Here is a 25,458-nt window from a genome sequence, read left to right as displayed (position 1 = left end):
CATGGACGATCGATTTAAGGGCTTCTCGACGATCCTGCTCGGGCTGGCGGACAGCCTGCGGGAACTCATCGCCTCCGCCGGCAACCTGATCGCCACGGTGTCGATTTGGTTCGGCGGGCTGGATCGGTCGTCACGCATCGCCATGGCCGCAGCTGTCGGCGCGCTGGTCGTGCTTCTGATTGCAAGTGCAAAGCCGGTCCCGCGACGGTCGCATGCTTACCGTGCCAGCAGACGCAACCTGAAGCAGCGGACGCGGCCCGCGCGTATGTTGGGCTACGTCTCGGCGATCGTCTTCGTCGGCGGCGTCGCGGTGTGGTCCAGCGTCGCCCTTCTGGCAAGCGCCGTCGTCGCCAATGGTGTCGTCAGTCCGGAAGGCTACCGCAAGACGGTCCAGCATCTGGAGGGCGGCATCATCGGCAAGATCTATGTCAAGGAAGGCGACAAGGTCGGCGCCGGCCAAGTGCTTATCAGCCTGAAGACAACGCAGGCTCAGGGACACTACGACGAATTGCAGACACGCTACATCCGCCTTCTGGCGACCGAGGCCCGCCTGGTCGCCGAGCTTTCCGGCCAAGACCAGATCGTCTTTCCCAAGGAGCTGATATCGACCGATAGCGATCTGGCGCGAAAGGTGGTCGTCGAGGAGCAGGCACTGCTCGACAGCCGCCTCGCGACCCGCGAAGGACGCACGCATATCCTGGAAAAGCGCATTGCGCAGATCAACGAGCAGAGCACGGGATCGAGGGAGGTGATCGCCGCCCAGACCGAGCAACTCGGCCTCATCGACCAGGAGATCGCCTCCGCGCAGCAGATGTATAAGAAGGGCCTTGAACGCCTGCCACGGATATTGGCTCTGCAGCGCGCACAGGCCGACATCCGCGCCAATCAGGCGACGAACCGAGCACAGGTGGCGCACAACGACCAGCAGATCGGCGAGACCGAGTTCCAGCTCCTCAACCTGCGCCAGCAGGACAGCGAGACGGCCAATGAGGATCTCGCCAAAGTGCGCGGGGACCTCGCCGAACTGCGCAGCCAATTGCCCTCGCGCGAGGATGTGCTGGCAAGGACCGACATCGTCGCGCCGATAGCCGGGACGGTGATGAACCTACGGGTGACGACCGAATCGGGCGTGATCGCGAGCGGCCAGCCGCTTCTCGATATCGTCCCCAACGAGCCCAATTTGGTCATCGATTCGCGCATCAAGCCGGCGGATATCGACGTGGTGCATCCGGACATGCCCGCCCGCGTGGTGCTGACGGCCTATCCGAGCAGACATCTGCCGCAGATCCATGGCCTGCTCACCTCGGTGTCTGCCGACCGGTTGACCGACGAGAAAACCGGCGAGCCCTATTTCCTCGCCAAGGTGAAGGTCGACACGGCCGATCTCGGACAGCTGCGTGATATCCGCTTGTCCCCCGGCATGCCCGCGGAAGTCATGATCCTGACCGGAGAGCACACCTTGCTCGACTATATGCTGGCTCCGGTCGAGGCCTCTCTCACGCGCACTTTCAGGGAAAATTGAAACAACGGGTGGCAAAGAATGCAAAACATCACGCGGCGTTGGCCTTAGGCCAACGCCGCGCAACACAGCGCGTCCAGCAGACAGGAGCTGCCGGAGAATCGAGCCAGCTATCGCCTCAGGGCGTAGACATTGTCCATGGACGTGCCACCCAAGGGCAACGCCATGTCATCGTCGAGAAGCCGAGTGATGCGGGCAAAGCCGACAAAGGCCTTTCTCGCTTCCTCGGCCGACATGGTGCCCGCCATCGCCGCCGAGCAGCAATTCAGGGCGCATTGATAAACCGGGCCGCGTCTGCCCGTTGGCCACTTCCGCAGGAACACCATCGCTTCGGAGACGCTATCGACTTCCTCCAAGGGGTATCCCTGCCCACGCGCGATTCGCACTGGGGTAAAGAAATGCAAGCGATCCATCGTTATCCTCCCGGTCGACCGCAAGGCAGCCGAACCCGAATAAACGCACGTCCGGCGGTTTGGTTCCAAACAAATTTGGTTGCCGTCCGAAAAAGTTCGGAACCGGGCGGTTGGCGTCCGGTCACAGCCACAAGCCTCGGGCCGACTCAGTCATCATAAGCCTTGGTCGGCGATAATGGTGATTCTCATTGAATGTCTTTAAGGCGAAAGCCGGCAAATGGGTTGCTTGCCGGTTCCCCTGCGTCAGGCTTAACCTCGACGGTTAACGCGTGAGGGCGCGTTTTTCTCAAAAGGGGAACACTTGCAATGACCATACAAGGCGCATCGCCCGGCCTCTACAATGAAGATCTGGCCCCGGCAACGGTCAGAAACTGGGGGCCGTTTTCGATCTTCAACGTGTGGACGTCCGACGTCCACAGCCTCTGGGGCTATTATCTCGCCGCAAGTCTGTTCCTGTTCTGCGGCGGCTTCGTCAACTTCATCATCGCCATCGGCATCGGTTCGCTGATCATCTACGCGCTGATGAACCTGGTCGGCTATGCCGGCGTGAAGACAGGCGTGCCCTACCCCGTGCTCGCTCGGGCTTCCTTCGGCATCTGGGGCGCCAACATCCCGGCGCTGGTGCGCGCCGTCGTCGCCTGCTTCTGGTACGGCGCGCAGACAGCGGCGGCATCGGGCGCGATCGTCGCGCTGCTGACGCGGCTGCAGTGGTTCGACGAATTCAACAAGAGCTCGCATCTCCTCGGCCATTCCACCCTCGAGGTAATCTGCTTCGTCGTCATCTGGGCGCTGCAGCTCCTGATCATCCAGAAGGGCATGGAAACGGTGCGCCGCTTCCAGGATTGGGCCGGCCCCGCCGTGTGGGTGATGATGCTGATCCTTGCGGTCTATCTCTGTGTGAAGTCAGGCACCTTCGCCTTCACCAGCGACATCCCGATGGACGTGCTGCTCGACAAGACCAAGGATGCCGGCGTGCCCGGCGAGCCGGGATCGTGGACGGCGCTGTTCGCGGTGGCGGCGATCTGGGTGACCTATTTCTCGGCGCTCTACCTCAACTTCTGCGACTTCGCCCGCTACGCGCCGGACAACGCGGCGCTGCGCAAGGGCAACATCTGGGGCCTGCCGGTCAACCTGATCCTGTTCTCGCTGGTCGCCGGCGTAACCACGATCGCCGCCTACGACGTCTATCACGAGGTGCTCCTCCATCCCGACCAGATCTCGGCCAAGTTCGACAGCTGGTTCCTGGCGGCTCTCGCGGCGCTGACCTTCGCGGTGGCGACGCTGGGCATCAACGTGGTGGCGAACTTCGTCTCGCCGGCCTTCGACTTCTCCAACGTCTTCCCGCGCCAGATCGACTTCAAGAAGGGCGGCTATATCGCGGCGCTGATAGCGCTGGTGCTCTACCCCTTCGCGCCTTGGGAAGGCAGCGCTGCTTCCTTCGTCAACATCATCGGCGCGACGATGGGGCCGATCTTCGGCGTGATGATGGTCGACTACTATCTGATCCGGAAGAGCGACGTCGACGTCAACGCGCTCTACCGCGAAGACGGCGAGTTCCGCTTCCAGGGCGGCTGGCACGTCAACGCCTTCATCGCCGCCGGCATCGGCGCGATCTTCTCCTCGATCCTGCCCAACTTCACCAACTGGCTGCCGTCCTGGTGGGGCGTCTATGGCTGGTTCTTCGGCGTGGCGATCGCGGGCGCCGTCTACTACGTGCTGCGCACCATGGCGCTCGGTGCCGGGGCGAAGACGGCGAAGGCCTGACCGCACTTTTCCCTTCTCCCCTTGTGGGAGAAGGTGGATCGGCGCGATAGCGCCGAGAGGGATGAGGGGTGTTCCAGCGGAGTGAGATGATAGCGTTCCCTGGAACACCCCTCATCCGGCCGCTTCGCGGCCACCTTCTCCCACAGGGGGAGAAGGGAAGGCACTGCCTACCATCTCGGCCAGCCTGCGCACCGTATTCCAGTTGCGCGAGGTGCCGACGCCCATGCGCTTGTGATTGGAGGCGGCGAGCAGCCGCGAGCTTGGTCTTTCGCGGGAAAAGACCACCCAGATATCGCCGTCGACCAAAAGCACCTTCTCGTCCTTGGCTGCATAGGCCTGGAGCGCTTCAACCGCATCCGCCGGGGCAGACTTGCGCATCACCCGCACCGCGACCTGGTCGCCTGCATCGGCGGATTCGTCCGGGAATGGATTGCCTGCTGCGAGTTTCAGCCAAGCTTCGGCACCGCGCACGATGATGTCGACATGGCGGCCGAAGGTTTCCTCGAAAGCGCTCTCCAGCCGTTGTTCGAGAACAGAAATCTTGGTCGTGCGTGCCTCGAAGACCAGATTGCCGGTCGCCACCAGCGTGCGGACATTTTTCAGCCCGAGGCTTTCGGCCATCGCCTTGAGGTCCGACATGACGACGCGCCGTCCCCCGCCGAGGATGATGCTGTAGAGCAGCGCGACATAAGTCTGCATGGCCAATCCGCCGGCCGACCGTTCACACCAGGCGGCTCTGCTCCATCGCCGCTTCGATGAAGCTCGCGAACAGCGGGTGCGGTTCGAGCGGCCGGCTCTTCAGTTCCGGATGGTACTGCACGCCGATGAACCAGGGATGGTCGGGATATTCGACTGTCTCGGGCAGCACGCCGTCAGGCGACATGCCGGCAAAGACCAGGCCGCAATCCTCTAGCCGCTGCTTGTAGTCGATATTGACCTCATAGCGGTGCCGGTGGCGCTCGGAGATCTGCGTGTCGCCATAGATTTCGGCGATCTTCGACCCCTTGGCGAGATCGGCCTGGTAGGCGCCAAGCCGCATCGTGCCGCCAAGGTCGCCGGTGGCCCTGCGCTTTTCCAGCATGTTGCCCTTCAGCCATTCGGTCATCAGACCGACGACTGGTTCGTCGGTCGGACCGAACTCGGTCGAAGAGGCATGCTCGACGCCTGCCAGCGAGCGCGCCGCCTCGATGCAGGCCATCTGCATGCCGAAGCAGATGCCGAAATAAGGCACCTTGCGCTCGCGCGCGAATTTCGCCGCCAGGATCTTGCCCTCGGAGCCGCGCTCGCCGAAACCGCCGGGAACGAGGATGCCGTGCACCTTTTCCAGCCACGGCGTCGGGTCTTCCTTCTCGAAGATCTCGCTTTCGATCCAATCGAGCTTGACCTTGACGCGGTTGGCAAGGCCGCCATGCGAAAGCGCCTCGATCAGCGATTTGTAGGCGTCCTTCAGCCCGGTGTACTTGCCGACGATGGCAATCGTCACCTCGCCTTCCGGGTTGTGGATGCGGTTGGACAACGCCTGCCAAGGCTCCATGCGCGGCTTCGGCGCCGGGTCGATGCCGAAAGCGGCGAGCACTTCGGAATCAAGGCCTTCCTTGTGGTAGGCCATCGGCACGTCATAAATGTGCGGCACGTCGAGCGCCTGGATGACGGCGCTTTCGCGCACGTTGCAGAACAGTGAAAGCTTGCGCCGCTCTTCCTTGGGGATCGGCCGGTCGGCGCGCACAAGCAGGATGTCGGGAGCTATGCCGATGCCGCGCAGTTCCTTGACCGAATGCTGCGTCGGCTTGGTCTTCAGCTCGCCGGCGGTCGGGATGTAGGGCATCAGCGTCAGATGCACATAGACCGCGTTGTTGCGCGGCAGGTCGTTGCCGAGCTGGCGGATCGCTTCCAGGAACGGCATCGCCTCGATATCGCCGACCGTGCCGCCGATCTCGCACAGGACAAAATCGTAGTCGTCATTGCCGTCGAGGACGAAATGCTTGATCTCGTCGGTGACGTGCGGGATCACCTGCACGGTGGCGCCGAGATAGTCGCCGCGCCGCTCGCGCTCGATGATGTTCTTGTAGATGCGGCCGGTTGTGATGTTGTCCTGCTGGTTCGCGGAACGACCGGTGAAGCGCTCGTAGTGACCGAGATCGAGATCGGTCTCGGCGCCGTCGTCGGTGACGAACACTTCGCCGTGCTGGTAAGGCGACATCGTCCCGGGATCGACATTGAGATAAGGATCGAGCTTTTTGATCCGCGCGCGATAGCCTCGCGCCTGCAGGAGAGCCCCAAGAGCTGCTGCAGCGATGCCTTTTCCGAGTGAGGAAACCACGCCGCCTGTGATGAATACATATCGCGCCATGGGAGTCATCGCTTAACGCGGCCTGATTGATTCCGCCAGAGAAAAAACCGCCGCGAGGGCTTTTTCTCAAAATGGCGCCGGTAGCCTCGACGAGGCCTTTTCTTGCGGTCAAAACGAAAGGGCCGGCGGTGCCGGCCCTTTCGGCAGTTTGCATTAACGCGTCGGATGATGACGATTGGTCGTTAGATAATAACGACCTTGGTGCCGATCTTGACGCGGCTGTAGAGGTCCATGACGTGCTCGTTGATCATGCGGAAGCAGCCATTGGAGGCGCTGGTTCCGATCGACTGCGGCGCAATGGTGCCGTGGATGCGCAGATGCGTGTCCTTCTTGCCGTCATAGAGGTAGATGGCGCGTGCGCCGAGCGGGTTTTCGCCGCCGCCGGGCATGCCGTCCTTGTACTGGCCGTAGTGCTTCGGCTCGCGCTTCTGCATGTCCAGCGTCGGGATCCAGCGCGGCCATTCCTGCTTGTCGCCGACGGCCACCGTGCCCTTGAACTGCAGGCCTTCGCGGCCGACCGCGATGGCGTAGCGGCGTGCGGTGGAAAAGGACTCGACGAGATAGAGGCGGCGGGCGTTGGTGTCGATGACGATCGTGCCCGGCTCATAGCCGGTGAAGGTAACGTCCTGAGGCACGAATTCCGGCTTCACCTTGAACGGCCGCTTGGCGTCCTTCTTGGCGAGCGCCGAATCGAGCGCGCGGGTCTCCGGCAGATAGCTGATCGAGGACACCGACTGGCCACCGAAGAGCCCGGCGAACAACCCGCTGCTGCTCGTCTGCCTCTGGCCGGGCTGCTCGCTGCGCAGCTCACCATTGTTGCCGGTGGCCGTGATGTTCATCGCCTCAGCCGGGATCGGTTCGTCGGTCTGGATCGGCGCGATCGGAGCCAAGGCTTCGAGCGGCGCGATGATCTTGGTGATCTTCTTCATCGGCTTGGCGTCGGCCACTTCCGCCGACGTGCCCTTCTTGGATAGCCATTCCTGACGAGCCGCGTCCGCCTTGGCCTTGGCCGCCTCGCGCATCGCCATCTTGCGGGTCTCGAGCGCCTTGGCCTTGGCCGCTTCCTTGTCAGCCGCGATCTTGGCTTCGAGCTTGCTGATCTGGGCGAGGTCCTCGGAGGTTGGATTTTTCTTCTTCTTGAGGAGCTTCAGCTGCGATGCGTCGCTCTTAGCGACGACGGGGATGGCGCCGGTCTTCTCGACCGACGGCGAAGCGGCCAGGTTTGCCGGTGAGGCGAAGGCCGCGGAACCCATGCCGAGGACGGCACAGAATCCCAAAATAATGAAGCTGCGAAGCTGCATGGCGAATATCCGATCGTTCAATGCTTGTTGCCCACGGCGTCGCCCGGCGCCCCCCAAGGACGCCGAAAAGTGCCGCGCGCAATCTATAATCGATTAGCCGCGGACCTCTCAAGCTGAGCGAAGCGCTACGCTTGGTTGAATCTTCGTGATCAAGCAGCATTTGCCGCGACTGTGTTCAAAGAACAACAGATCGCGGCAGCAATGCTTGCCCGGCTACTGGTTCGGAACCTGTGGGGTGACCGGCAAGGTGACGCCGTTCGTGGCCGGCGGCGCGGTCGGATTCGCCGGCGCCTGGGTGGCGGGAGCGGTGGCCGGAGCCGTGGTGGTGGCGCCATTCGAAAGCGGGGTCGTGGTCGTCGTGCCGCCGGCCGGCGCTGCGGGCTGCGAACTGCCCACCGGACCGTTCGAGCCCGGCAGCTGGTTGAGCACACCCTTGCCGGCATTGTTGGTGGTCGAGGCAGGCGTGCGATCGAGAATGTCGATCGGCTTCTCGCCGTATCGAGCGATGATGGATAGTGCGAGCGAAGTCACGAAGAACGCCGCGGCCAGGATTGCCGTTGCGCGCGTAAGCGCATTGGCGGCGCCCCGCGCCGTCATGAAACCGGAGCCGCCGCCAATGCCGAGACCACCGCCTTCGGAGCGCTGCAGCAGCACCACGCCGACAAGCGCGAGCACGACCATGAGGTGGATGACGATCAGTACGGTTTCCATAATTTATCCTGGCGAGGCCTTGCGCGGCCGCGCATACGACCGATGATTTGGAGGCGGCTCCTTACAATGCTTTGGTGGCATTTCCAAGCCCGTGGCCGGGAATATGGGGAGCAATGCGGCTGCTGCAAGATTTCAGCCTGCCTCTGCCGCGTAAGCCGGCCTCTGCGGCTACGCCACGTTCATATAGGCTTCCGCGATGGCGAGGAAGTCGGCCGCCTTCAGGCTCGCGCCTCCGACCAGCGCGCCGTCGACATTCTCGACGCCGAGCAGTTCCACCGCATTGGACGGCTTGACCGAGCCGCCATAAAGAATGCGCATTCTGGCCGCGGCATCGCCGAGCAGCGCGGTGAGCTTGCCGCGGATATGCGCATGCGCCTCGGCAACATCGGCGGCGGTCGGCGTCAGGCCGGTGCCGATGGCCCAGACCGGCTCATAGGCAATGACGGTGTTTGCGGCGGTGGCGCTTGCCGGCACGGAACCATCGAGCTGGCGCGACAAGACATCGAGCGTCCCTCCGGCCTCGCGTTCGGCGCGCGTCTCGCCGATGCAGATGATGGCCACCAGCCCTGCCCGCCAGGCGGCCGATGCCTTGGCGTTGACGATCGCATCGTCGTCGCCGCATTGCTCGCGGCACTCGGAATGGCCGACGATGACATGGCTTGCGCCGGCATCCTTCAGCATCTCGGCCGAAATCTGGCCGGTGTAGGCGCCGCTCTCCTTGGGATGGCAATCCTCGCCGCCGGCGCGAACCGGCGTGCGGGAAAGGATCTCGGCGGCTTGGTGAAGCAAGGTCGCCGGCACGCAGACCAGCGCTTCCGTCTCCGCATCGAGCCCGCTCATGAAGCCATTGCCGATCATCCTCAACTCGTTGAGCGAGGCGCTGGTGCCGTTCATTTTCCAGTTGCCGGCGACGAGCGGACGGATTCCAGGGGTCATGGGGTCGGGTTCTCCAGGCGACATAAGGCTGCGCCCTCACTACCAAAATCAAGCCACAAAGCAATCGACAGTGGGCCGGAAGGACGCTATTGCGCTTGTTTCAGACTCGGCGCATGCGAAAATGCGCAAAAATCGGAAGTAAGCATGCTTGGTTTATTGAGAAGCGCGGCGAGCACCTGGGTCGCGAAGGCGTTGCTGTCCTTGCTGGTGGTGAGCTTTGCCGTCTGGGGTATTTCCGGGCGCCTGTCGGGAACTTTGGCTGGGCACCATTCGGTGATCACCGCCGGCGGCACGACGGTGTCGATCAATGAGTACCGCCTCGCCTATGATCGCCAGATCAACCTGCTCTCTCAGCAATATGGCCAGCGCATCACGCACGAGCAGGCGAAGCTGCTGGGCATCGATAACCAGGTGCTCGCGCAGCTCGTTTCGGGCGCCGTCCTCGACGAACAGGCCCGCAAGCTGGGGCTCGGTCTTTCCAAGGATCGGCTGGCCGAGCTGACACGCGACGATCCGGCCTTCAGAGGCCCGAGCGGGCAGTTCGACCGCAGGACCTTCGAATATCTGCTGCGCCAAGTGGGCATGCGGCCGGAGGACTATCTCAAGAACCGCTCGCAGGTGGCGGTGCGCCAGCAGATCGTCGAGGCGATCTCCGACGGCCTCAAGGCGCCGCAGACCTTCCTGAAGGCGGTTGCGCTGTATCGCGGCGAGGACCGCACGATCGACTATCTCGTGCTGCCTAAGACGCTCGTGCAGCCGATCGAGGCGCCATCCGACAGCGCGCTCAAGACCTATTTCGAGGCCAACAAGAAGAACTATGCCGCGCCGGAATACCGCAAGTTCTCCTATGTCCGGCTCGAGCCGCAAGACATCATGGACCCGACGGCGGTGACCGACAGCCAAGTCGCCGACGACTACAACAAGAACAAGGCGCGCTACACGACGCCCGAAATGCGCACCATCGAACAGCTGGTGTTCAAGACGCCGGACGCGGCCAAGGCGGCATATGATTCACTGAAGGCCGGCGCCACCTTCGACAAGATCGTCACCGCCGAGGGAAAGACCCAGGCCGACACCCTGCTCGGCACGCTGGCCAAGGACAAGATCGCCGACAAGGCGGTCGCCGACGCGGCCTTCTCGCTCAACGCCAACGAGGTTAGCCCGGTGGTCCAAGGCGCCTTCGGCCCGGTGCTGCTGCGTGTCACCGAGATCAAGCCGCAGGTGGTGAAGCCGCTTTCGGAAGTCTCCGATCAGATCCGCAAGGACCTGGCGCTCGGCGAGGCTAGCCGCGTCCTGCTCGACGTGCACGACAGCTACGAGGACACCCGCGCCTCGGGTGCCTCTCTGGCCCAGGCCGCCGACAAGCTGAAGCTCAAGGTGGTCACCATCGACGCCATCGACCGCACCGGCCAGCGGCCGGACGGCACGATCGTCAAGGACCTGCCGGAATCGGCGAATCTCATCAAGGCGGTCTTCGAAGCCGAACCGAATACGGAGAATGAAGGCCTGACCACCGCCGACAACGGCTTCGTCTTCTACGAGGTCCAGTCGGTCACCGCGGCGCGCGACCGCACGCTCGACGAAGTCCGCCAGAAGGTCGCGGCCGACTGGACGGCGGCCGAGACCGACAAGCGGCTCGACGCGAAGGCGCAGGAGTTGGAAAAGCGCCTCAAGGCAGGTGCGACGCTCGACGTCATCGCGGGCGAGCTGAAGCTCGAGAAGCAGACCAAGCGCGGCCTGAAGCGCGAAGCCGACGATGCCGATTTCGGCAAGGAAGGTGCTGCGGCCATGTTCGGCGTCGGCGAAGGCGGCACGGGTCTGATCCCCTCGCCCACCGGCGACGGCCAGATCCTGTTCAAGGTCGCCGAAGTCTTCGAACCGGCTGGCGCCGATGGCAGCTCGGTTCCCGACGATGCGCAGAAATCCTTCAGCGCCGGCATGTCCGACGACCTGCTCGACCAGCTGGTGGCGCAGTTGCAGTCGCAGTATGACGTTCGCATCGATCCGGCCGCCGTTTCGCAAGCACAGACACGATGAGCGCTCTCAAGACACACATAGCCAAGGTCGCCAGCGGCACCGCACTCTCCTTTGAGGAAGCGCGCGAGGCCTTCGACATCATCATGTCGGGTGACGCGACGCCGGGCCAGATCGGCGGTTTCCTGATGGCGTTACGCGTGCGCGGCGAGGCGGTGAGCGAGATTTCCGGGGCGGTCGCCACGATGCGCGCCAAGATGCTGCGCGTCGAAGCCCCGCTCGGCGCCATCGACATAGTCGGCACCGGCGGCGACAACTCGCACAGCGTCAACATCTCGACCGCTTCTGCCTTCGTCATCGCGGCGGCAGGGGTTCCGGTCGCCAAGCACGGCAATCGCGGCCTGTCCTCGCTGACCGGTTCCGCCGACGTACTGACGGCGCTCGGCGTCAAGATCGACATTTCGCCGGAGACGATCGGCCGTTGCATCCACGAGGCCGGCGTCGGCTTCATGTTCGCGCCTGCGCATCATCCGGCGATGAAGCACGTCGGCCCGATCCGGGGCGAGCTCGGCACGCGTACCATCTTCAACCTGCTCGGACCGCTGTCCAATCCGGCCGGCGTCAGCCGACAGATGGTCGGCGTCTTCCTGCCGGAATGGATCATACCGGTGGCCGAGACGCTGAAGGCGCTTGGCGCCGAGCATGCCTGGGTCGTGCATGGCGACGGTTACGACGAGATCACCACCACCGGCGAAACGCAGGTTGCCGAGCTTGCCGGTGGCGAGATCCGCACCTTCACGCTTACCCCGGAGGCAGTCGGACTGAAGCGCCATACCAAGGAAGAGCTGCGTGGCGGCGACGCGGCCTACAATGCCAAGGCATTACGCGATATGCTGGGCGGCGCCGCCGGCGCCTATCGCGACACCGTGCTGATGAATGCCGGTGCCGGCTTGGTGGTGGCCGGCAAGGCGACGACGCTCGCCGACGGCATTGAAGCCGCCGCGCAAGCCATCGACAGCGGCCGGGCCCTCGCGGTGCTCGACAAGCTCGTCGAGATTTCGAACGGTTAGAGCCTTGTCCGATATCCTGCGCAAGATCGAAACCTACAAGCGCGAAGAGATCGCCGCGGCGAAGCTCAACGTGCCGCTTGCCGAGATCAAGGCCAAAGCGAAGGACATGGAGCCGCCGCGCGGCTTCCTCGCCGCGCTCGAGGCCAAACGCAAGGCCGGCGGCTTTGCGCTGATCGCCGAAATCAAGAAGGCGAGCCCCTCCAAGGGGCTGATCCGCGCCGACTTCGACCCGCCGGCGCTCGCCAGGGCCTATCAGCGAGGTGGAGCGGCCTGCCTTTCGGTGCTGACCGACGCCCCGTCCTTCCAGGGTGCGCCTAGCTTCCTGACCGCCGCGCGCGCCGCCGTCGGCCTGCCTGCTTTGCGCAAGGATTTCCTCTTCGATCCGTACCAGGTTTATGAAGCCCGCGCCTGGGGCGCGGATGCCATCCTCATCATCATGGCAAGCGTCGACGACGCTTTAGCCAGCGAGCTCGAAGCGACGGCTTTCGAGCTCGGCATGGACGCGCTGGTCGAGGTGCATGACGTAAAGGAGATGGAGCGCGCGCTTCGCCTCTCGTCGCGGCTGATCGGCATCAACAACCGTGATCTGAGGACCTTCGAGACCAGCCTCGACGTTTCCGAGCGGCTTGCAGCGATGGTGCCGGCCGATCGGCTGCTCGTCAGCGAAAGCGGCATCTTCACTCATCAGGATTGCCGCCGGCTGGAGAAGAGCGGGATCGGTACCTTCCTCGTCGGCGAGAGCCTGATGCGGCAGGCCGATGTGGCTGCCGCGACCGAGCTTCTGCTGACGGGCAAGGCGCCGGCCGAGGCCCTTTGAGGATGCCTGCCCTCACCCATCTCGGCGCCAAAGGCGAAGCCAACATGGTCGATGTCGGCGACAAGGCCGAGACGACACGCACGGCGATCGCCGAGGGCTTCGTCTCGATGCGAGCGGAAACGCTGGAGATGATCCTGGCCGGCGACGCCAAGAAGGGCGACGTGCTGGGCACGGCGCGCATCGCCGGCATCATGGCGGCCAAGAAGACGCATGAGCTTGTCCCGCTCTGCCATCCGCTGCTCCTGACCAAGGTCGCCGTCGATATCGAGCCCTACCGCGCCCTCCCCGGCCTGAAGGTCACCGCGCTTGCCCGCGTCACCGGCAAGACCGGCGTGGAGATGGAGGCGCTGACCGCGGCGTCGATCGCCTGCCTCACCATCTACGACATGGCCAAGGCGGCGGACCGCGCCATGGTTATCTCCGGCATCAGGCTGGTCGAGAAGACCGGCGGCAAGTCGGGCGACTACAAGTCCGTCAAATCCGGGGCGAGTTCCTGACGATGGCGCTGGTTCCGGTCGCCGAGGCGCTCGGGCGCTTGTTGGATGGCGCAACCGCGCTGCCGGGCGAAAACGTGCCGCTGGCCGATGCGGCCGGCCGGGTGCTCGCCGAACCGCTGGTGGCGCTGCGCACCCAGCCGCCCTTCAACGCTTCGGCCATGGACGGCTATGCCGCCCGCGCTGTCGACGTGACCTCTGTGCCGGCGCGGCTTTCCGTGATCGGCGTGGCGCCCGCCGGGCGCGGTTTTGCCGGCTCCGTCGGCAAGGGTAAGGCGGTGCGCATCTTCACCGGCGCACCGCTCCCCGAAGGGGCCGACACCGTCGTCATCCAGGAAAATGTTCACGACCTCGGCGGCGGCCGCATCGAAGTGACCGAGCCGACGGCGGAAGCTCGCAACGTCCGTCGCCGTGGGCTCGACTTCGGCCAGGGTGATGTAGTTCTCGAAAAAGGCCGCCTGCTCGATCCGGCAGCGCTATCGCTGGCGGCGGCCGCCAATCATCCGAGCCTCAACGTGGTGCGTCGGCCGATTGTGGCCATCATCGCCACGGGCGATGAATTGCTGCCGCCCGGAAGCACGCTCGGCGCCGACCAGATCATCTCGTCCAACGCCTATGGCGTAGCGGCGACGGCGCAGTCGGTCGGTGCCCGCGCTCTCGACCTCGGTATCGCCGCCGACCGGCAGGATGCGATTTCGGCGCTGGTCAAGAAAGCGGTCGCGGTCGGCGCCGATGTTATCGTCACCCTCGGCGGCGCCTCGGTCGGTGATCATGATTTGATCCACGACGTGCTGACCGGCGAAGGCATGCAGCTCGATTTCTGGAAGATCGCCATGCGCCCCGGCAAGCCGCTGATGTTTGGCCGGCTTGGCAACATCCGCTGCATCGGCCTGCCCGGCAATCCGGTGGCGAGTCTTGTCTGCTCGCAATTGTTCCTGAAGCCGCTCCTGGCGCGTCTTGGCGGCCGCAGCTACCGCCAGGATATCCGGACCGCGCGGTTGGCTTCCGCGATGCACGCCAACGATCTCAGGCAGGACTATGTGCGGGCAGTCGTACGTGAGGATGCCGGACAGTTGATCGCGACACCGTTCAGCATCCAGGATTCCTCCATGCTGAGGATGCTCGCCGACGCCGACGGCCTGATCGTGCGCGAGCCCTTCGCCCCGGCTGCGGAAGCCGGCGACGAATGCAGCGTTCTGATGTTACGCTGAACAAAACGTCAACAGATTCACTAAACTTTAAACGGTTGCGGAACACAACTGGAACAGATAGTGTTTGTTCTGGGTTTGTTTTTCTGATTCTGGTTCCAAAACCCATGGGGGCCGCCATGCTGACGCGCAAACAACATGAACTGCTGATGTTCATCCATGAACGGCTCAAGGAAAGCGGCATTCCGCCGTCTTTCGATGAGATGAAGGAAGCGCTCGACCTCGCTTCGAAGTCGGGCATCCACCGTTTGATCACGGCACTGGAGGAGCGCGGTTTTATTCGCCGGCTGCCGAACCGCGCGCGCGCTCTTGAGGTGCTGCGCCTGCCCGATTCGATCGCGCCCGGCCTGAATGCGGCGAGAAAATTCTCGCCGAGCGTCATCCAAGGCGGTCAAGGCAATCTCGGCCGGCAGATCAAGCCAGCGGCGCCCTCCCGCACACCGACGCCCAGCAATGACGACGACGCCGTTTCGGCCGTGTCCATCCCGGTGATGGGTCGCATTGCCGCCGGTGTGCCGATCGACGCTATCCAGCACCAGACGCATTCGATCACAGTTCCGCCGGACATGATCGCAGGCGGCGAGCACTACGCGCTCGAGGTCAAGGGCGATTCGATGATCGAAGCCGGCATCTTCGACGGCGACACGGTGATCATCCGCAATGCCAACACAGCGAGCCCGGGCGAGATCGTGGTGGCGCTGGTGGACGACGAGGAAGCGACGCTGAAACGCTTCCGCCGCAAGGGCGCCTCGATCGCGCTCGAGGCCGCCAACCCGGCCTATGAGACCCGCATCTTCGGACCGGACAGGGTCAAGGTGCAGGGCAAGCTGGTCGGGCTCATTCGTCGCTACTGAGTGGCGGCGGCTTGGTCTGTGGCTTCTCAGGCCGCTCGTATGGCGCTAGCCCCCTCGCCTCGCGCGAGTAGCGCCGCTGTTCGTGCCAGGGGCGATAGGGCTTTTCGACGGCGTATTGAATGGCGGCTCGCGCCGTTGCCGACTGCGGGTCGAAGTAGACGGCGGCGCTGCCGTCGCGCGCAAGCTGCCGCTTGGTGACGACGAGGATGCGTGGATCGCGGCAAGGATTGTAGGCCGTGGCGTCGTTGATGACGATGAGGTCGGCGAAGCCGCAGGCCGGCCTGGCGCTATCGCGGTTTTCCGCCAAGGCGACGATTGCACCGGACGGATGCCGGCCAATGCAGAGATCGCCAGTGCAGTAAAAGGGGGATCCCGCCGGCAAGTCGACCGGGTCGGCGATGTCGAATGCGCCTTTCGCGAATGTTTCCGGCGGCACGATCGTTTCGGCCCTCAGCGCACGTTTCCAATTGTCGGTGGTGAAGTCGTTGGAGCGGGCGCGATTGACGGCGAGCTCTCCGCCGCCGATCGGCATCGCCACCAGATGCGCGTCCTCGGAGATCAGCAGGTCCGGCGTGCGCACTTGCGGGACCGCCAGTAGTGCGGCCAGCGCGAAGGGCACTGCCGCCAACCTGAGCCAGGTGGTGGCCATGGTTGCTATCACCAGCGCGATTGTCGCGAGCAGCACCGACTGGATCGAGATCAGCCCCACGGCATCGACCGGCGACCGTTCCGAAATCCAGGCCGAAATCGCGATCATCGCCGTCAGGCCCTTGCCCATGATGTAGAGGAAAGGACCATCGAAGCCGAATGGCATCGCCAGTGCGCTAAAGACGGCAAACGGCATGACAACCAGCGACACGATCGGCATGACGGCCAGATTGGCCATCAGGCTGAGCGGCGAGACGCGCTGGAAGTGCCAGATGGCAAACAACGCCGTGGCGGTTCCGGCAATGATCGACGTTATGGCGGCGCCGACAAGCCCGACAGCCAACTTGTGCGACAGGAACCGCAGGAACGACCGCTTCGCCGGCGGCGCTCTCGACTTGCCGGCGCGGTAGTCGGCCCATCCGGCATAGGCGCCGACAAGGGCCGCGGTCGCGGCGAACGACATCTGGAAGCTCGGACCAACCACTTCGTGCGGTGACACCATGATGACGGCAATGGCCGAAATCGCCAGGTTGCGCATCGTCAACGCCGCACGGTCGAAGAGCACGGCGACCAGCATGACGGCGAGCATGATGAAGCTTCGTTCGGCGGCGACCACCACGCCGGAGATGACGAGGTAAGCAGCGATCGACACCAGCGCGACCGCTGCGGCATATTTCTTCACCGGCCGGCGTGACGAGAAATCCGGAAGCAGCGCGAAGACGCCGCGCAGCAAAAGCATGACCGTGCCGGCGACCAGCGCCATGTGCAGCCCGGAAATCGAGATGATGTGGTAGATGCCGGTCCGCCGCATCGCCTCGTTGATATCCTCGGGAATGCCCGCGCGAACGCCGACGATCAGCGCCGCGGCAATCTCGCCTTCGGGTCCGCCGACGGTGCTTCTGATGTGATCGGCAATCGTCTCGCGCGCATTCTCGATCGCCCAGGCGATGCTCGCCTGGGCGGGAGGGTCGCTTGTCGGAATGACTTTCGGATCGCCGAGGAAAAATCCACTGGCGCCGATGCCGGAGAAATAGCTGTCGAAGGAAAAATCATAACTTTCGGGGCGAACCGGTCCCGTCGGCGGCAGGAGCCGTGCATAGCCCGTCACCAGCGATCCAGCCTTGACGTTGGGCGGAATCCCGCGCGCCGAGAGCCTGACGCGATCCGGCGCGTAGCGCAGTTTTGGCTGCGCGGTCGAGACGAGGTCGATGGTCAGCCGCACCCGGCCATTGGCCATCTCCTCGGCGACGACAACGCGACCCGTCAGCCGCGTCTGTATCTCGGAGCCGAGCATCGGCGTTGCGGCCCGCCATGTCTCGACCTTCGCGGCGACAAAGCCCAGCGCGCAAAACAGCGCCGCCATGAAGATAAGATGCGTCTTCGGCCAAGAGCGGGAAACCGCCGCGCAGACGGCCATCAGCGCCACCGCCGCCAGCGGCCGGTAGAGATCCGGCTCGCTGTTCAAGGAGAAATAGAGGATCACGCCAGCGGCAAGGAACACCGGCACCAGCAGGAAACCAATGCCGCGGTCGAGTTCGGTGGTGGCGGCTTCGGCGACGCTTCGGCGAAGCGCGGAAAAAGAGGTACGGCGGAACTGGCTGCGGATCCGATCGATAGTCGCCGGCTGAAGCGGCTGCAGCGAGGCATCACCGCCCGGTGGCAAGATCTCCGCAGCCGGGCGCGGCGCCGGAACCGAAATCGGCGTCGCTTCGGCAGGCGCGGTGCCGGCAAACAGCAGGCGCTCGCTGACGCCCGCCGTCGTCCCCTCGCCCTGCTCCGCACCCCGGCCACGTCCAGCCATCGGGTCTGCCCCTTGCGCCCCAGACCTCCTATGCTACATGAACGCCGACCGCGCGAAAGTCCGCGCAATCACGCCTGCTTCAGTGCCACTCTGAGAGTTCCATGTCCGACAAGGTCGTCACCCGTTTTGCCCCCTCGCCCACCGGCTACCTGCATATCGGCGGCGCGCGCACGGCGCTGTTCAATTGGCTCTACGCCAAGCACACGGGCGGCACGATGCTGCTGCGCATCGAGGACACCGATCGCGAGCGCTCTACCGAGGCGGCGACGGCCGCCATCCTTGACGGGCTGACTTGGCTCGGTCTCTCATGGGACGGCGAGGCCGTATCGCAGTTCGAGCGCGCGCCGCGCCACCGCGAGGTGGCCGAAGAGCTCGTGCGCCTGGGCAAGGCCTATTACAGCTACGAGACGCCTGCCGAGTTGGAGGCGATGCGCGAGGCAGCGCGAGCCATGGGCCTGCCGCCGCGCTACAACGGGCAGTGGCGCGACCGCGACCCGTCCGAGGCGCCTCCCGGCGTCAAGGGCGCCATCCGCATCAAGGCGCCGACCGAGGGCGAGACCGTCGTGCGCGACCGCGTGCAGGGCGAGGTGCGCTTCCCGAATAAGGACCTCGACGACTTCATCATCCTGCGCTCGGACGGCAACCCGACCTACATGCATGCCGTCGTCGTCGACGACCACGACATGGGCGTCACGCACATCATCCGCGGCGACGACCATCTGACCAACGCCGCGCGCCAGACCGTCATCTACAACGCCATGGGCTGGGCGGTGCCGTCGATGTCGCACATCCCGCTGATTCATGGCGCCGACGGCGCCAAGCTGTCGAAGCGCCATGGCGCGCTCGGCGTCGAGGCCTATCGCGCCATGGGCTACCTGCCTGAGGCCCTGCTCAACTATCTGGCCAGGCTCGGCTGGAGCCATGGCGACGACGAGGTCATGTCGATCGAGGACATGATAGCTTGGTTCGACATCGGCGACGTCAACAAGGGCGCCGCCCGCTTCGATTTCGCCAAGCTCGAGGCGCTGAACGGCGTCCATATGCGCAAGATGGACGACAAGGCTCTCTTCGACATCTTCGTCGCCACCCTGCCCTATCTCGAGGGCGGACTGGCGCTCGCGGCAAAGCTCGACGACAGGCGCAAGGCGCAGCTGCTTGCCGCCATGCCCGGCCTCAAGGAGCGTGCAAAGACGTTGGTCGAACTCGTCGATGGAGCCGCCTTCCTCTTCGCGGATCGGCCGCTGCAGCTCGACGAGAAGGCGGCCGGGTTGCTTGGCGGCGACGCGCGCGCCATTCTGCGCGGCGCCCATGCCGCGCTCGCGGCGGTCGCCGGCGAATGGAACGCCGCAGCCGCGGAAGCCGCTATTCGCAACTTTGCGCAGACCGGCGGTCACAAGCTCGGCGCCGTGGCCCAACCGCTGAGAGCCGCGCTCACCGGTCGAAGCACATCGCCCGGCGTGTTCGACGTGCTTGCCGTGCTGGGACGCGACGAAAGTCTAGCGCGGATTGGAGATCAAATCGATTAGGAGCGAACTGGCCCAAGAAGATTGGCATTGAAAGGTGTGTTTCGCAGTGCAACATTAGGCCTTGGCCCAATCTGGCACGCACCCCTTAAAATGCGGTGGCAAGTTCGCGCATTCCGGTGATTTCGACGTGTCGTTTGCAGGAATTGCCTTGCCGGCATGAGGAAACAAAAGGAGTTTGCAATGAGCGAAGCTGCGACAAAACTGGAACCGGGCGGCAAGGCGCATGAGTCGACCGCCAGGCTCGAACTCGCCGGCAAGACCCACGAATTCAAGGTGCGAAGCGGCTCGACCGGGCCTGACGTCATCGACATCGGCGCTCTCTACAGCACCACCGGCGCCTTCACCTACGATCCCGGCTTCACCTCGACGGCGAGCTGCGAGTCGGCAATCACCTTCATCGACGGCGATGCCGGCATCCTCTTGCATCGCGGCTATCCGATCGACCAGCTTGCCGAGCACGGCGACTTCCTCGAGGTCTGCTACCTCCTGCTCTACGGCGAGCTGCCGACCAAGGCGCAGAAGGACGACTTCGACTACCGCGTGACGCGCCACACCATGGTGCATGAGCAGATGTCGCGCTTCTTCACCGGCTTCCGGCGCGACGCGCATCCGATGGCAGTCATGTGCGGCGTGGTCGGCGCCCTGTCGGCCTTCTATCACGACTCGACCGACATCTCCGATCCCTACCAGCGCATGGTCGCCTCGATGCGGCTGATCGCCAAGATGCCGACCATCGCGGCGATGGCCTATAAATACCACATCGGCCAGCCCTTCATTTATCCGAAGAACGAGCTGAACTTCGCCGCAAACTTCCTGCATATGTGTTTTGCGGTGCCCTGCGAGGAGTACAAGATCAATCCGGTGCTGGCCCGCGCGATGGAGCGCATCTTCATCCTGCACGCCGACCACGAGCAGAACGCCTCGACCTCGACGGTGCGCCTTGCCGGTTCTTCGGGCGCCAACCCGTTCGCCTGCATCGCCGCCGGCATCGCCTGCCTCTGGGGGCCGGCGCATGGCGGCGCCAACGAAGCGGCCCTCAACATGCTGGGCGAGATCGGCCATGTCGACCACATCCCGGAATTCATCGCCCGCGCCAAGGACAAGAACGATCCGTTCCGCCTGATGGGCTTCGGCCACCGCGTCTACAAGAACTACGATCCGCGCGCGAAGATCATGCAGAAGACCGCGCATGAGGTATTGGGCGAGCTCGGCATCAAGGACGATCCGCTGCTCGACATCGCGATGGAGCTGGAAAAGATCGCGCTGACCGACGAGTACTTCATCGAAAAGAAGCTCTATCCCAACGTCGACTTCTATTCGGGCATCACGCTGAAGGCGCTGGGCTTCCCCACCACCATGTTCACCGTGCTGTTCGCCGTCGCCCGCACCGTCGGCTGGATCGCGCAGTGGAAGGAGATGATCGAAGATCCGCATCAGAAGATCGGCCGCCCGCGCCAGCTCTACACCGGCGCCACGGAACGCGACTACGTGCCGATCGCGAAGAGGTGAGCGAGTAGCGAATGGGGAATAGCGAATAGGGAAAGAAGACCGGGGCGCCGGGCGGCATCCCAACCCCTACTCGCTATTCGCTACTCCCTATTCGCTTTCTTGATGCACCCCAGCACCACCTCGGCAGCGATCTCACCGGAAGGCCTCTCGGTTGCCATGCGCCTTACGATCTCGGCGAAGCCCGCCTTCTGCCAGGCGCGCATGCCGGTATCGGCAAACAGCGCTTCCAACTGACGCGCCAGGTTCTCCGGCCGGACATATTGATTGTAGAATTCCGGGATCAGCGTCCGGTCCGAAATCAGGTTGGGCAGCAGCGCCGACCAGGTGGTCACCAGATATCGGGAAATGAGACGCGCGATCGGATCGAGCTTGTAGCTGGAGACCATCGGAACGCCGCAAAGCGCCAGTTCCAGCGAAACGGTTCCGGACGCGATCAGAGCCGCATCGGCCTTGCCGAAGGCCTGCCATTTCCGCTCCGGATCGGTGATGATCTCAGGCTTCTCGTCCCAGCTTGCGACCGACGTTTTCACCAGATCGGCGACATGCGGCACCGTCGGCAGCAGCAGGCGCAACCGATGGCCGCGCTGGCGCAGGACCGACATGGCCTTGCCGAACGGTTCGATCAGCCGGCGCACCTCGCCGCGGCGCGAGCCAGGCAGCACGAGCAGTGTCTTGACGCGATCCTCCGGCAGGTCGCGCGGCAAGCTCTGCGCCTTGGCGGCGCCAAGCACCCCGGGGTCCTGCGTCAGCCGGTGGCCGACATAAGTGCCGGGCGGCCCGCCGAGGCGGGCAAGCGCCTTCACCTCGAAAGGCAAGATGCAGAGGATGTGGTCGACATAGGGCTTCATCGCCACCGCCCTGCCCGGCCGCCATGCCCACACGCTCGGGCAGACATAGTGGACGATCGGGATGTCGGGCGCGGCGGCACGCACCTTTTTGGCGACCCGCAGCGAAAAGTCGGGGCTGTCGATGGTGATCAGGCAGTCCGGCCGTTCCGCCGCGATGATGGCGGCCGTCTGGCTGATCCGGCGCATCAGCCGCGGCAGGTCGCGCAAGACGGCGCTGAAGCCCATCAGCGCGATCTCGCTGCCGTCGAAGAGCGGTGTCAGCCCCAGTCCCTGCAGGTGCCGCCCGCCAATGCCGACAAGCTGGATCTTGCGGCCGGTCGTCTTCTCAAGCGCGCGCACGATGTCCGCGCCAAGCAGGTCGCCCGACTCCTCGCCGGCGACGATGGCGACCTTGAGCGGTTTCTCACCGGCCATCGGCCCGCTCCTTTGCGGCAAGACCGACGATGAACAGGCCAAGCGCATTGGCTCGCGATAATGTCTCGGGACCTTCGAGAATGAGCGAGCGGCCCGCCTCGACGGCAATGCCGGCCAGGCCGGCGGCATGTGCGGCCTCGACCGTCTGCGGGCCTATCGAAGGCAAGTCGGCGCGCAACTCCTGACCTGGCTTGGCGCATTTGACGAGAACGCCGCGCGTCTTTCCGGCGAGCCTGCCATGCCCGCGCAATTCCCGCGTCCGCTCGAGCAGGCCCTTGGTGCCTTCGATGCCTTCCAGCGCGATCACCCTTCCTCCGACCGCAATCGCCGCCTGGCCGACGTCGAGCGCACCGATCGCCTTGGCCGCCGCACGGCCCGCCTCGATATCGCGCCAATCCGATTGCTTTGGTCCGGCGGCCGTCAGCGTGCCTTCTGCGGCGGTCAGTTCGGGGACGACCTCATGCGCGCCGACCACCTTGATGCCGCGCTTTTCGAGGCCCCGTGTCAGAACCTTCAGAAGTCCGTCATCGCCGCGCGCCAGCGCGACGATCACCGACGGTACGATCGCCAGCAATCCGAGGCTGGGGCGCATGTTGCCTAGCCTTGGCCTGCGCTTGATCTCGCCGGCGAGGACCAGATGGGTGACGCGATGGCGTTTCAGCGTCGACACCAGGGAACCGATCTGCTCGAGAGCCATGGTAACGTGCTCGTATCGGCCAAGCTGCTGCTTGCGGTCGGCCTCGCCTTCCATCAACAGAATGAAGGGCGAATAGCCGTGAGCTGCGAGACCGTCGGCGACTTCCACAGGCAGGCTGCCGCCGCCGGCAATGATGCCGACCCTGGAGCCCGGCGCGAGTGCAAGCCTTGTGTCGGTGGGCTCAGCCCTCGTCATCGCCGTCGTCATCGTCGCCACCCTTGAGCGGCGGGACGGCATAATGCCGCTTGCCGCGGCTGGTGACGAAATCAATAATTTTCATGGCCGTTGGCGACGCGGCGAATTCCACCTTGGCGATTTCCACATTCTCGCCAACGGTCCGGGAGCGGTCGAAAATCGTCCTGTAAGCCTTGCGCAGCAGGTAGATTTCCGCGCGCGGCAGACCGGAACGCTTCAGCCCGATGATGTTGAGGCCGCGCAGCTTGGCGCGATTGCCGACGGCGATCGCATAAGGGATGACGTCGCCGACGACGGCCGAGCAGCCGCCGATGAAGGCGTTGTCACCGACGCGGACAAACTGATGAACCGCAGTGAGGCCACCGATATAGACGTTGTCGCCGATCTCGCAGTGTCCGCCGAGCGTTGCCCCGTTGGCAAAAGTGGCGTTCTTGCCGACGACGCAATCGTGGGCGATGTGGGCGTAGGCAAGGAAATTGCCGTTGTCGCCCACGATCGTCTCACCACGGCTGGAATCCGTGCCGAGATGCATGGTGACGCCCTCGCGGATCGTGCAGCTCTCGCCGATGACCAGCGTGGTGCGGCCGCCCTTATGCTTGGTGTTCTGCGGCGGGCCACCCAGTATCGCCATCGGGTAGATCTTGGTCGCGGCACCGATGGTGGTCGCGCCCATCACCGAGACGTGGCTGACCAGCTCGACCCGGTCGCCGATCACCGCGTCGGCGCTCACATGGCAGAACGGCCCGATGCGGACGCCTTCGCCGAGCTGGGCGCCGTCTTCGACGACCGCGGAAGGATGGATTGATGTCTGAATTTTCATAAGCATTTTGAACCGTCAGCCGGCAACCATGGCCGAAATCTCGGCCTCCGCCGCCTTCGCTCCGTCCACCATGGCTTCGCAAGCGAATTTGAGCAGGTTGCCGCGCATCTTGATTTTCTTGACGTGGATCTTCAACTGGTCGCCTGGACCGACCGGCTTGCGGAATTTCGCGTTGTCGATTGTCAGGAAATAAACCAGCGACGGCTTTTCCGTGTTGAGGCTGCGGATGCAGATCGCGCCGGCCGTCTGAGCCATGGCCTCGATGATCAGCACACCAGGCATCACCGGATGTTCCGGGAAATGGCCCTGGAAATGCGGCTCGTTGATGGTCACGTTCTTGATGCCGACGGCCGAGTCGTTGCCGTCGATATCGACGATGCGGTCGATCATCAGGAACGGATAGCGGTGCGGCAGGAGCTTCATGAGCCCCATTATGTCAACCGCTTCGAGTGTCGTCGCCACCATGTCAGCCATTTCCGTCGCCCTGCTTGCGCGTCCTGGCCAGTCTGCGCAGCATCGCGATCTCGCGCATCGCTTCCGCCATCGGCTGCGCCGGATAGCCTCCCCAGACCTCGCCCGCCGGCACGTTGCTCATGAATCCACTTCTCGCAGCAAGCTTGGCTCCCGGGCCAATGGTCAGATGATCGGCGAGGCCGACACCGCCACCCATGGTGACGTTGTCACCGACGACGACGGAACCGGAAATACCCGAAAGCCCGGCTATAATGCAATTGCGGCCGATGCGAACGTTGTGGGCGATCTGCACCAGATTGTCGATCTTGGTGCCCTGTCCGATGACCGTGTCGGACATCGCGCCGCGATCGACGGTCGAGTTGGAGCCGATCTCGACGTCGTCCTGGATGATGACGCGGCCGATCTGCGGCACGCGCTCAGGTCCCTTGGCGCCGGCCACGAAGCCGAAGCCGTCCTGGCCGATCCTTGCGCCGCCATGAATGATGACGCGGTTGCCGATCAGCGCATATTGGATGCTGGCGCCCGGGCCGACGTAACCATCGCGGCCTATCTTGCAGGAGCGGCCGATGACGGCATGCGGCGCAATGACCGTGCCGGCGCCTATGGAAGCACCGGGACCGATCACCGCGCCTGCCTCCACGATCGCTCCGGTCTCGACATGCGCGGACGGATCGATATGCGCCACCGGCGAAACGCCGGTTTCGCCGGTCATCGGCCCTGGAGTCGAGGCTTGCGGAAAGAGCAGCCGCCCGACCATCGCGAAGGCCTGCTGCGGGCGCGGATGCACCAGCACCGCGATCCCCTGCGGGGCTCTGGTGGCAAAGTCCGCGGGGCACAGCACCGCTGCCGCCTTGAGCGACTGCATCAAAGCGAAGTTGCGTTTGCCGTCGACGAAGACGAGCGCACCATCACCGCCCTCATTGGCGGGCGCCAACGCTTCGATAGCGACATCGGCCTGCGAGGCATCAATGAGATTGGCGCCGGTCAGATTCGCGACCTCGCCAGCCGTATACCGGCGTGAAGGCGCGAAGAACACCGGATCGGTCATTCCACAAACATTATCCAGCTAGGTCGGATCAGTCTATTCCGGGCCGCCAGACGGCCCGGAAACATCG

Annotated in this window: 22 protein-coding genes; 10 read left to right on the top strand and 12 right to left on the bottom strand. The window is 64.2% G+C overall.

Annotation, left to right across the window (positions count from 1 at the left end):
* Position 1: 1 nt before the first annotated feature.
* Entirely contained in the window at positions 2–1,522 is a 1,521-nt protein-coding gene (locus QAZ22_RS20490; protein ID WP_278202566.1) for an HlyD family type I secretion periplasmic adaptor subunit, read from the top strand.
* Positions 1,523–1,629: 107 nt separating this feature from the next.
* Here QAZ22_RS20490 and QAZ22_RS20485 read toward each other — a convergent pair whose 3' ends face one another.
* On the bottom strand, positions 1,630–1,932 hold the full coding sequence (locus tag QAZ22_RS20485) for a DUF982 domain-containing protein (protein ID WP_278202565.1): 303 nt from the start codon (positions 1,930–1,932) through the stop codon (positions 1,630–1,632).
* Between the two features lie 306 nt (positions 1,933–2,238).
* On the opposite strand from QAZ22_RS20485, the gene QAZ22_RS20480 reads away from it, so the two are divergent.
* Positions 2,239–3,696 carry an NCS1 family nucleobase:cation symporter-1 gene (locus tag QAZ22_RS20480; protein ID WP_278202564.1) on the top strand — a complete coding sequence of 486 codons (1,458 nt, stop codon included), beginning with the start codon at positions 2,239–2,241 and terminating at the stop codon, positions 3,694–3,696.
* Between the two features lie 111 nt (positions 3,697–3,807).
* Here QAZ22_RS20480 and QAZ22_RS20475 read toward each other — a convergent pair whose 3' ends face one another.
* From QAZ22_RS20475 to tpiA, 5 genes are all read right to left on the bottom strand, one after another.
* Complete coding sequence (locus QAZ22_RS20475; RefSeq protein ID WP_278202563.1) at positions 3,808–4,395, bottom strand: DUF1697 domain-containing protein; 588 nt, start codon at positions 4,393–4,395, stop codon at positions 3,808–3,810.
* Between the two features lie 22 nt (positions 4,396–4,417).
* Entirely contained in the window at positions 4,418–6,055 is a 1,638-nt protein-coding gene (locus tag QAZ22_RS20470; protein ID WP_278074267.1) for a CTP synthase, read from the bottom strand.
* Positions 6,056–6,228: 173 nt separating this feature from the next.
* A complete protein-coding gene (locus QAZ22_RS20465; RefSeq protein ID WP_278202562.1) occupies positions 6,229–7,347 on the bottom strand; it encodes a L,D-transpeptidase in 1,119 nt (372 codons plus the stop codon).
* A 213-nt stretch (positions 7,348–7,560) separates the two neighbouring features.
* The gene (secG, locus tag QAZ22_RS20460; protein ID WP_278202561.1) at positions 7,561–8,058 is read right to left on the bottom strand and encodes a preprotein translocase subunit SecG; all 498 of its coding nucleotides are present in this window, start codon (positions 8,056–8,058) and stop codon (positions 7,561–7,563) included.
* Between the two features lie 168 nt (positions 8,059–8,226).
* Positions 8,227–8,994 (bottom strand): triose-phosphate isomerase, encoded by a 768-nt coding sequence (gene tpiA / locus QAZ22_RS20455; RefSeq protein WP_278202560.1) that lies wholly within the window; start codon positions 8,992–8,994, stop codon positions 8,227–8,229.
* Between the two features lie 144 nt (positions 8,995–9,138).
* On the opposite strand from tpiA, the gene QAZ22_RS20450 reads away from it, so the two are divergent.
* The 6 genes from QAZ22_RS20450 (at position 9,139) to lexA (ending at position 15,411) form a co-directional block, all read left to right on the top strand.
* Positions 9,139–11,031 (top strand): peptidyl-prolyl cis-trans isomerase, encoded by a 1,893-nt coding sequence (locus QAZ22_RS20450; protein WP_278202559.1) that lies wholly within the window; start codon positions 9,139–9,141, stop codon positions 11,029–11,031.
* Positions 11,028–12,038 carry an anthranilate phosphoribosyltransferase gene (gene trpD, locus QAZ22_RS20445; RefSeq protein ID WP_278202558.1) on the top strand — a complete coding sequence of 337 codons (1,011 nt, stop codon included), beginning with the start codon at positions 11,028–11,030 and terminating at the stop codon, positions 12,036–12,038. The genes QAZ22_RS20450 and trpD overlap by 4 nt, the downstream gene beginning before the upstream one ends.
* Before the next feature lie 4 nt (positions 12,039–12,042).
* Positions 12,043–12,855, top strand: coding sequence for an indole-3-glycerol phosphate synthase TrpC (gene trpC / locus QAZ22_RS20440; protein ID WP_278202557.1), 813 nt, complete (start codon positions 12,043–12,045; stop codon positions 12,853–12,855).
* Positions 12,856–12,857: 2 nt separating this feature from the next.
* Positions 12,858–13,352: a cyclic pyranopterin monophosphate synthase MoaC gene (moaC, locus tag QAZ22_RS20435; protein WP_278202556.1), complete on the top strand. Its 495-nt coding sequence runs from the start codon at positions 12,858–12,860 to the stop codon at positions 13,350–13,352.
* Between the two features lie 2 nt (positions 13,353–13,354).
* On the top strand, positions 13,355–14,560 hold the full coding sequence (glp, locus tag QAZ22_RS20430) for a gephyrin-like molybdotransferase Glp (RefSeq protein WP_278202555.1): 1,206 nt from the start codon (positions 13,355–13,357) through the stop codon (positions 14,558–14,560).
* Positions 14,561–14,676: 116 nt separating this feature from the next.
* Positions 14,677–15,411 carry a transcriptional repressor LexA gene (gene lexA, locus QAZ22_RS20425; protein WP_278202554.1) on the top strand — a complete coding sequence of 245 codons (735 nt, stop codon included), beginning with the start codon at positions 14,677–14,679 and terminating at the stop codon, positions 15,409–15,411.
* On the opposite strand, the gene QAZ22_RS20420 is transcribed toward lexA, so the two are convergent.
* The gene (locus tag QAZ22_RS20420; protein WP_278202553.1) at positions 15,395–17,860 is read right to left on the bottom strand and encodes a ComEC/Rec2 family competence protein; all 2,466 of its coding nucleotides are present in this window, start codon (positions 17,858–17,860) and stop codon (positions 15,395–15,397) included. The genes lexA and QAZ22_RS20420 overlap by 17 nt on opposite strands.
* 101 nt (positions 17,861–17,961) lie before the next feature.
* On the opposite strand from QAZ22_RS20420, the gene gltX reads away from it, so the two are divergent.
* Together gltX and gltA are read left to right on the top strand one after the other, a co-directional pair.
* On the top strand, positions 17,962–19,386 hold the full coding sequence (gene gltX / locus QAZ22_RS20415; RefSeq protein WP_278202552.1) for a glutamate--tRNA ligase: 1,425 nt from the start codon (positions 17,962–17,964) through the stop codon (positions 19,384–19,386).
* A gap of 180 nt (positions 19,387–19,566) precedes the next feature.
* Positions 19,567–20,895: a citrate synthase gene (gltA, locus tag QAZ22_RS20410; protein ID WP_278202551.1), complete on the top strand. Its 1,329-nt coding sequence runs from the start codon at positions 19,567–19,569 to the stop codon at positions 20,893–20,895.
* 80 nt (positions 20,896–20,975) lie between these two features.
* On the opposite strand, the gene lpxB is transcribed toward gltA, so the two are convergent.
* The 5 genes from lpxB to lpxD are packed head-to-tail and all read right to left on the bottom strand — an operon-like array spanning position 20,976 to position 25,391.
* Entirely contained in the window at positions 20,976–22,157 is a 1,182-nt protein-coding gene (lpxB, locus tag QAZ22_RS20405) for a lipid-A-disaccharide synthase (protein ID WP_278202550.1), read from the bottom strand.
* Positions 22,147–23,061, bottom strand: coding sequence for an LpxI family protein (locus QAZ22_RS20400; protein ID WP_278202549.1), 915 nt, complete (start codon positions 23,059–23,061; stop codon positions 22,147–22,149). The genes lpxB and QAZ22_RS20400 overlap by 11 nt, the downstream gene beginning before the upstream one ends.
* Positions 23,036–23,869 carry an acyl-ACP--UDP-N-acetylglucosamine O-acyltransferase gene (lpxA, locus tag QAZ22_RS20395; protein ID WP_278207896.1) on the bottom strand — a complete coding sequence of 278 codons (834 nt, stop codon included), beginning with the start codon at positions 23,867–23,869 and terminating at the stop codon, positions 23,036–23,038. The genes QAZ22_RS20400 and lpxA overlap by 26 nt, the downstream gene beginning before the upstream one ends.
* Positions 23,870–23,884: 15 nt before the next feature.
* On the bottom strand, positions 23,885–24,343 hold the full coding sequence (fabZ, locus tag QAZ22_RS20390; RefSeq protein WP_278202548.1) for a 3-hydroxyacyl-ACP dehydratase FabZ: 459 nt from the start codon (positions 24,341–24,343) through the stop codon (positions 23,885–23,887).
* The gene (gene lpxD, locus QAZ22_RS20385) at positions 24,336–25,391 is read right to left on the bottom strand and encodes a UDP-3-O-(3-hydroxymyristoyl)glucosamine N-acyltransferase (protein ID WP_278202547.1); all 1,056 of its coding nucleotides are present in this window, start codon (positions 25,389–25,391) and stop codon (positions 24,336–24,338) included. Before lpxD ends, fabZ begins: the two co-directional genes overlap by 8 nt.
* Between the last annotated feature and the right edge of the window lie 67 nt (positions 25,392–25,458).

This window comes from Mesorhizobium sp. WSM4906 (assembly GCF_029674625.1).
GTDB lineage: Bacteria > Pseudomonadota > Alphaproteobacteria > Rhizobiales > Rhizobiaceae > Mesorhizobium.
This window is presented reverse-complemented; position numbering and strand designations above follow the sequence as displayed.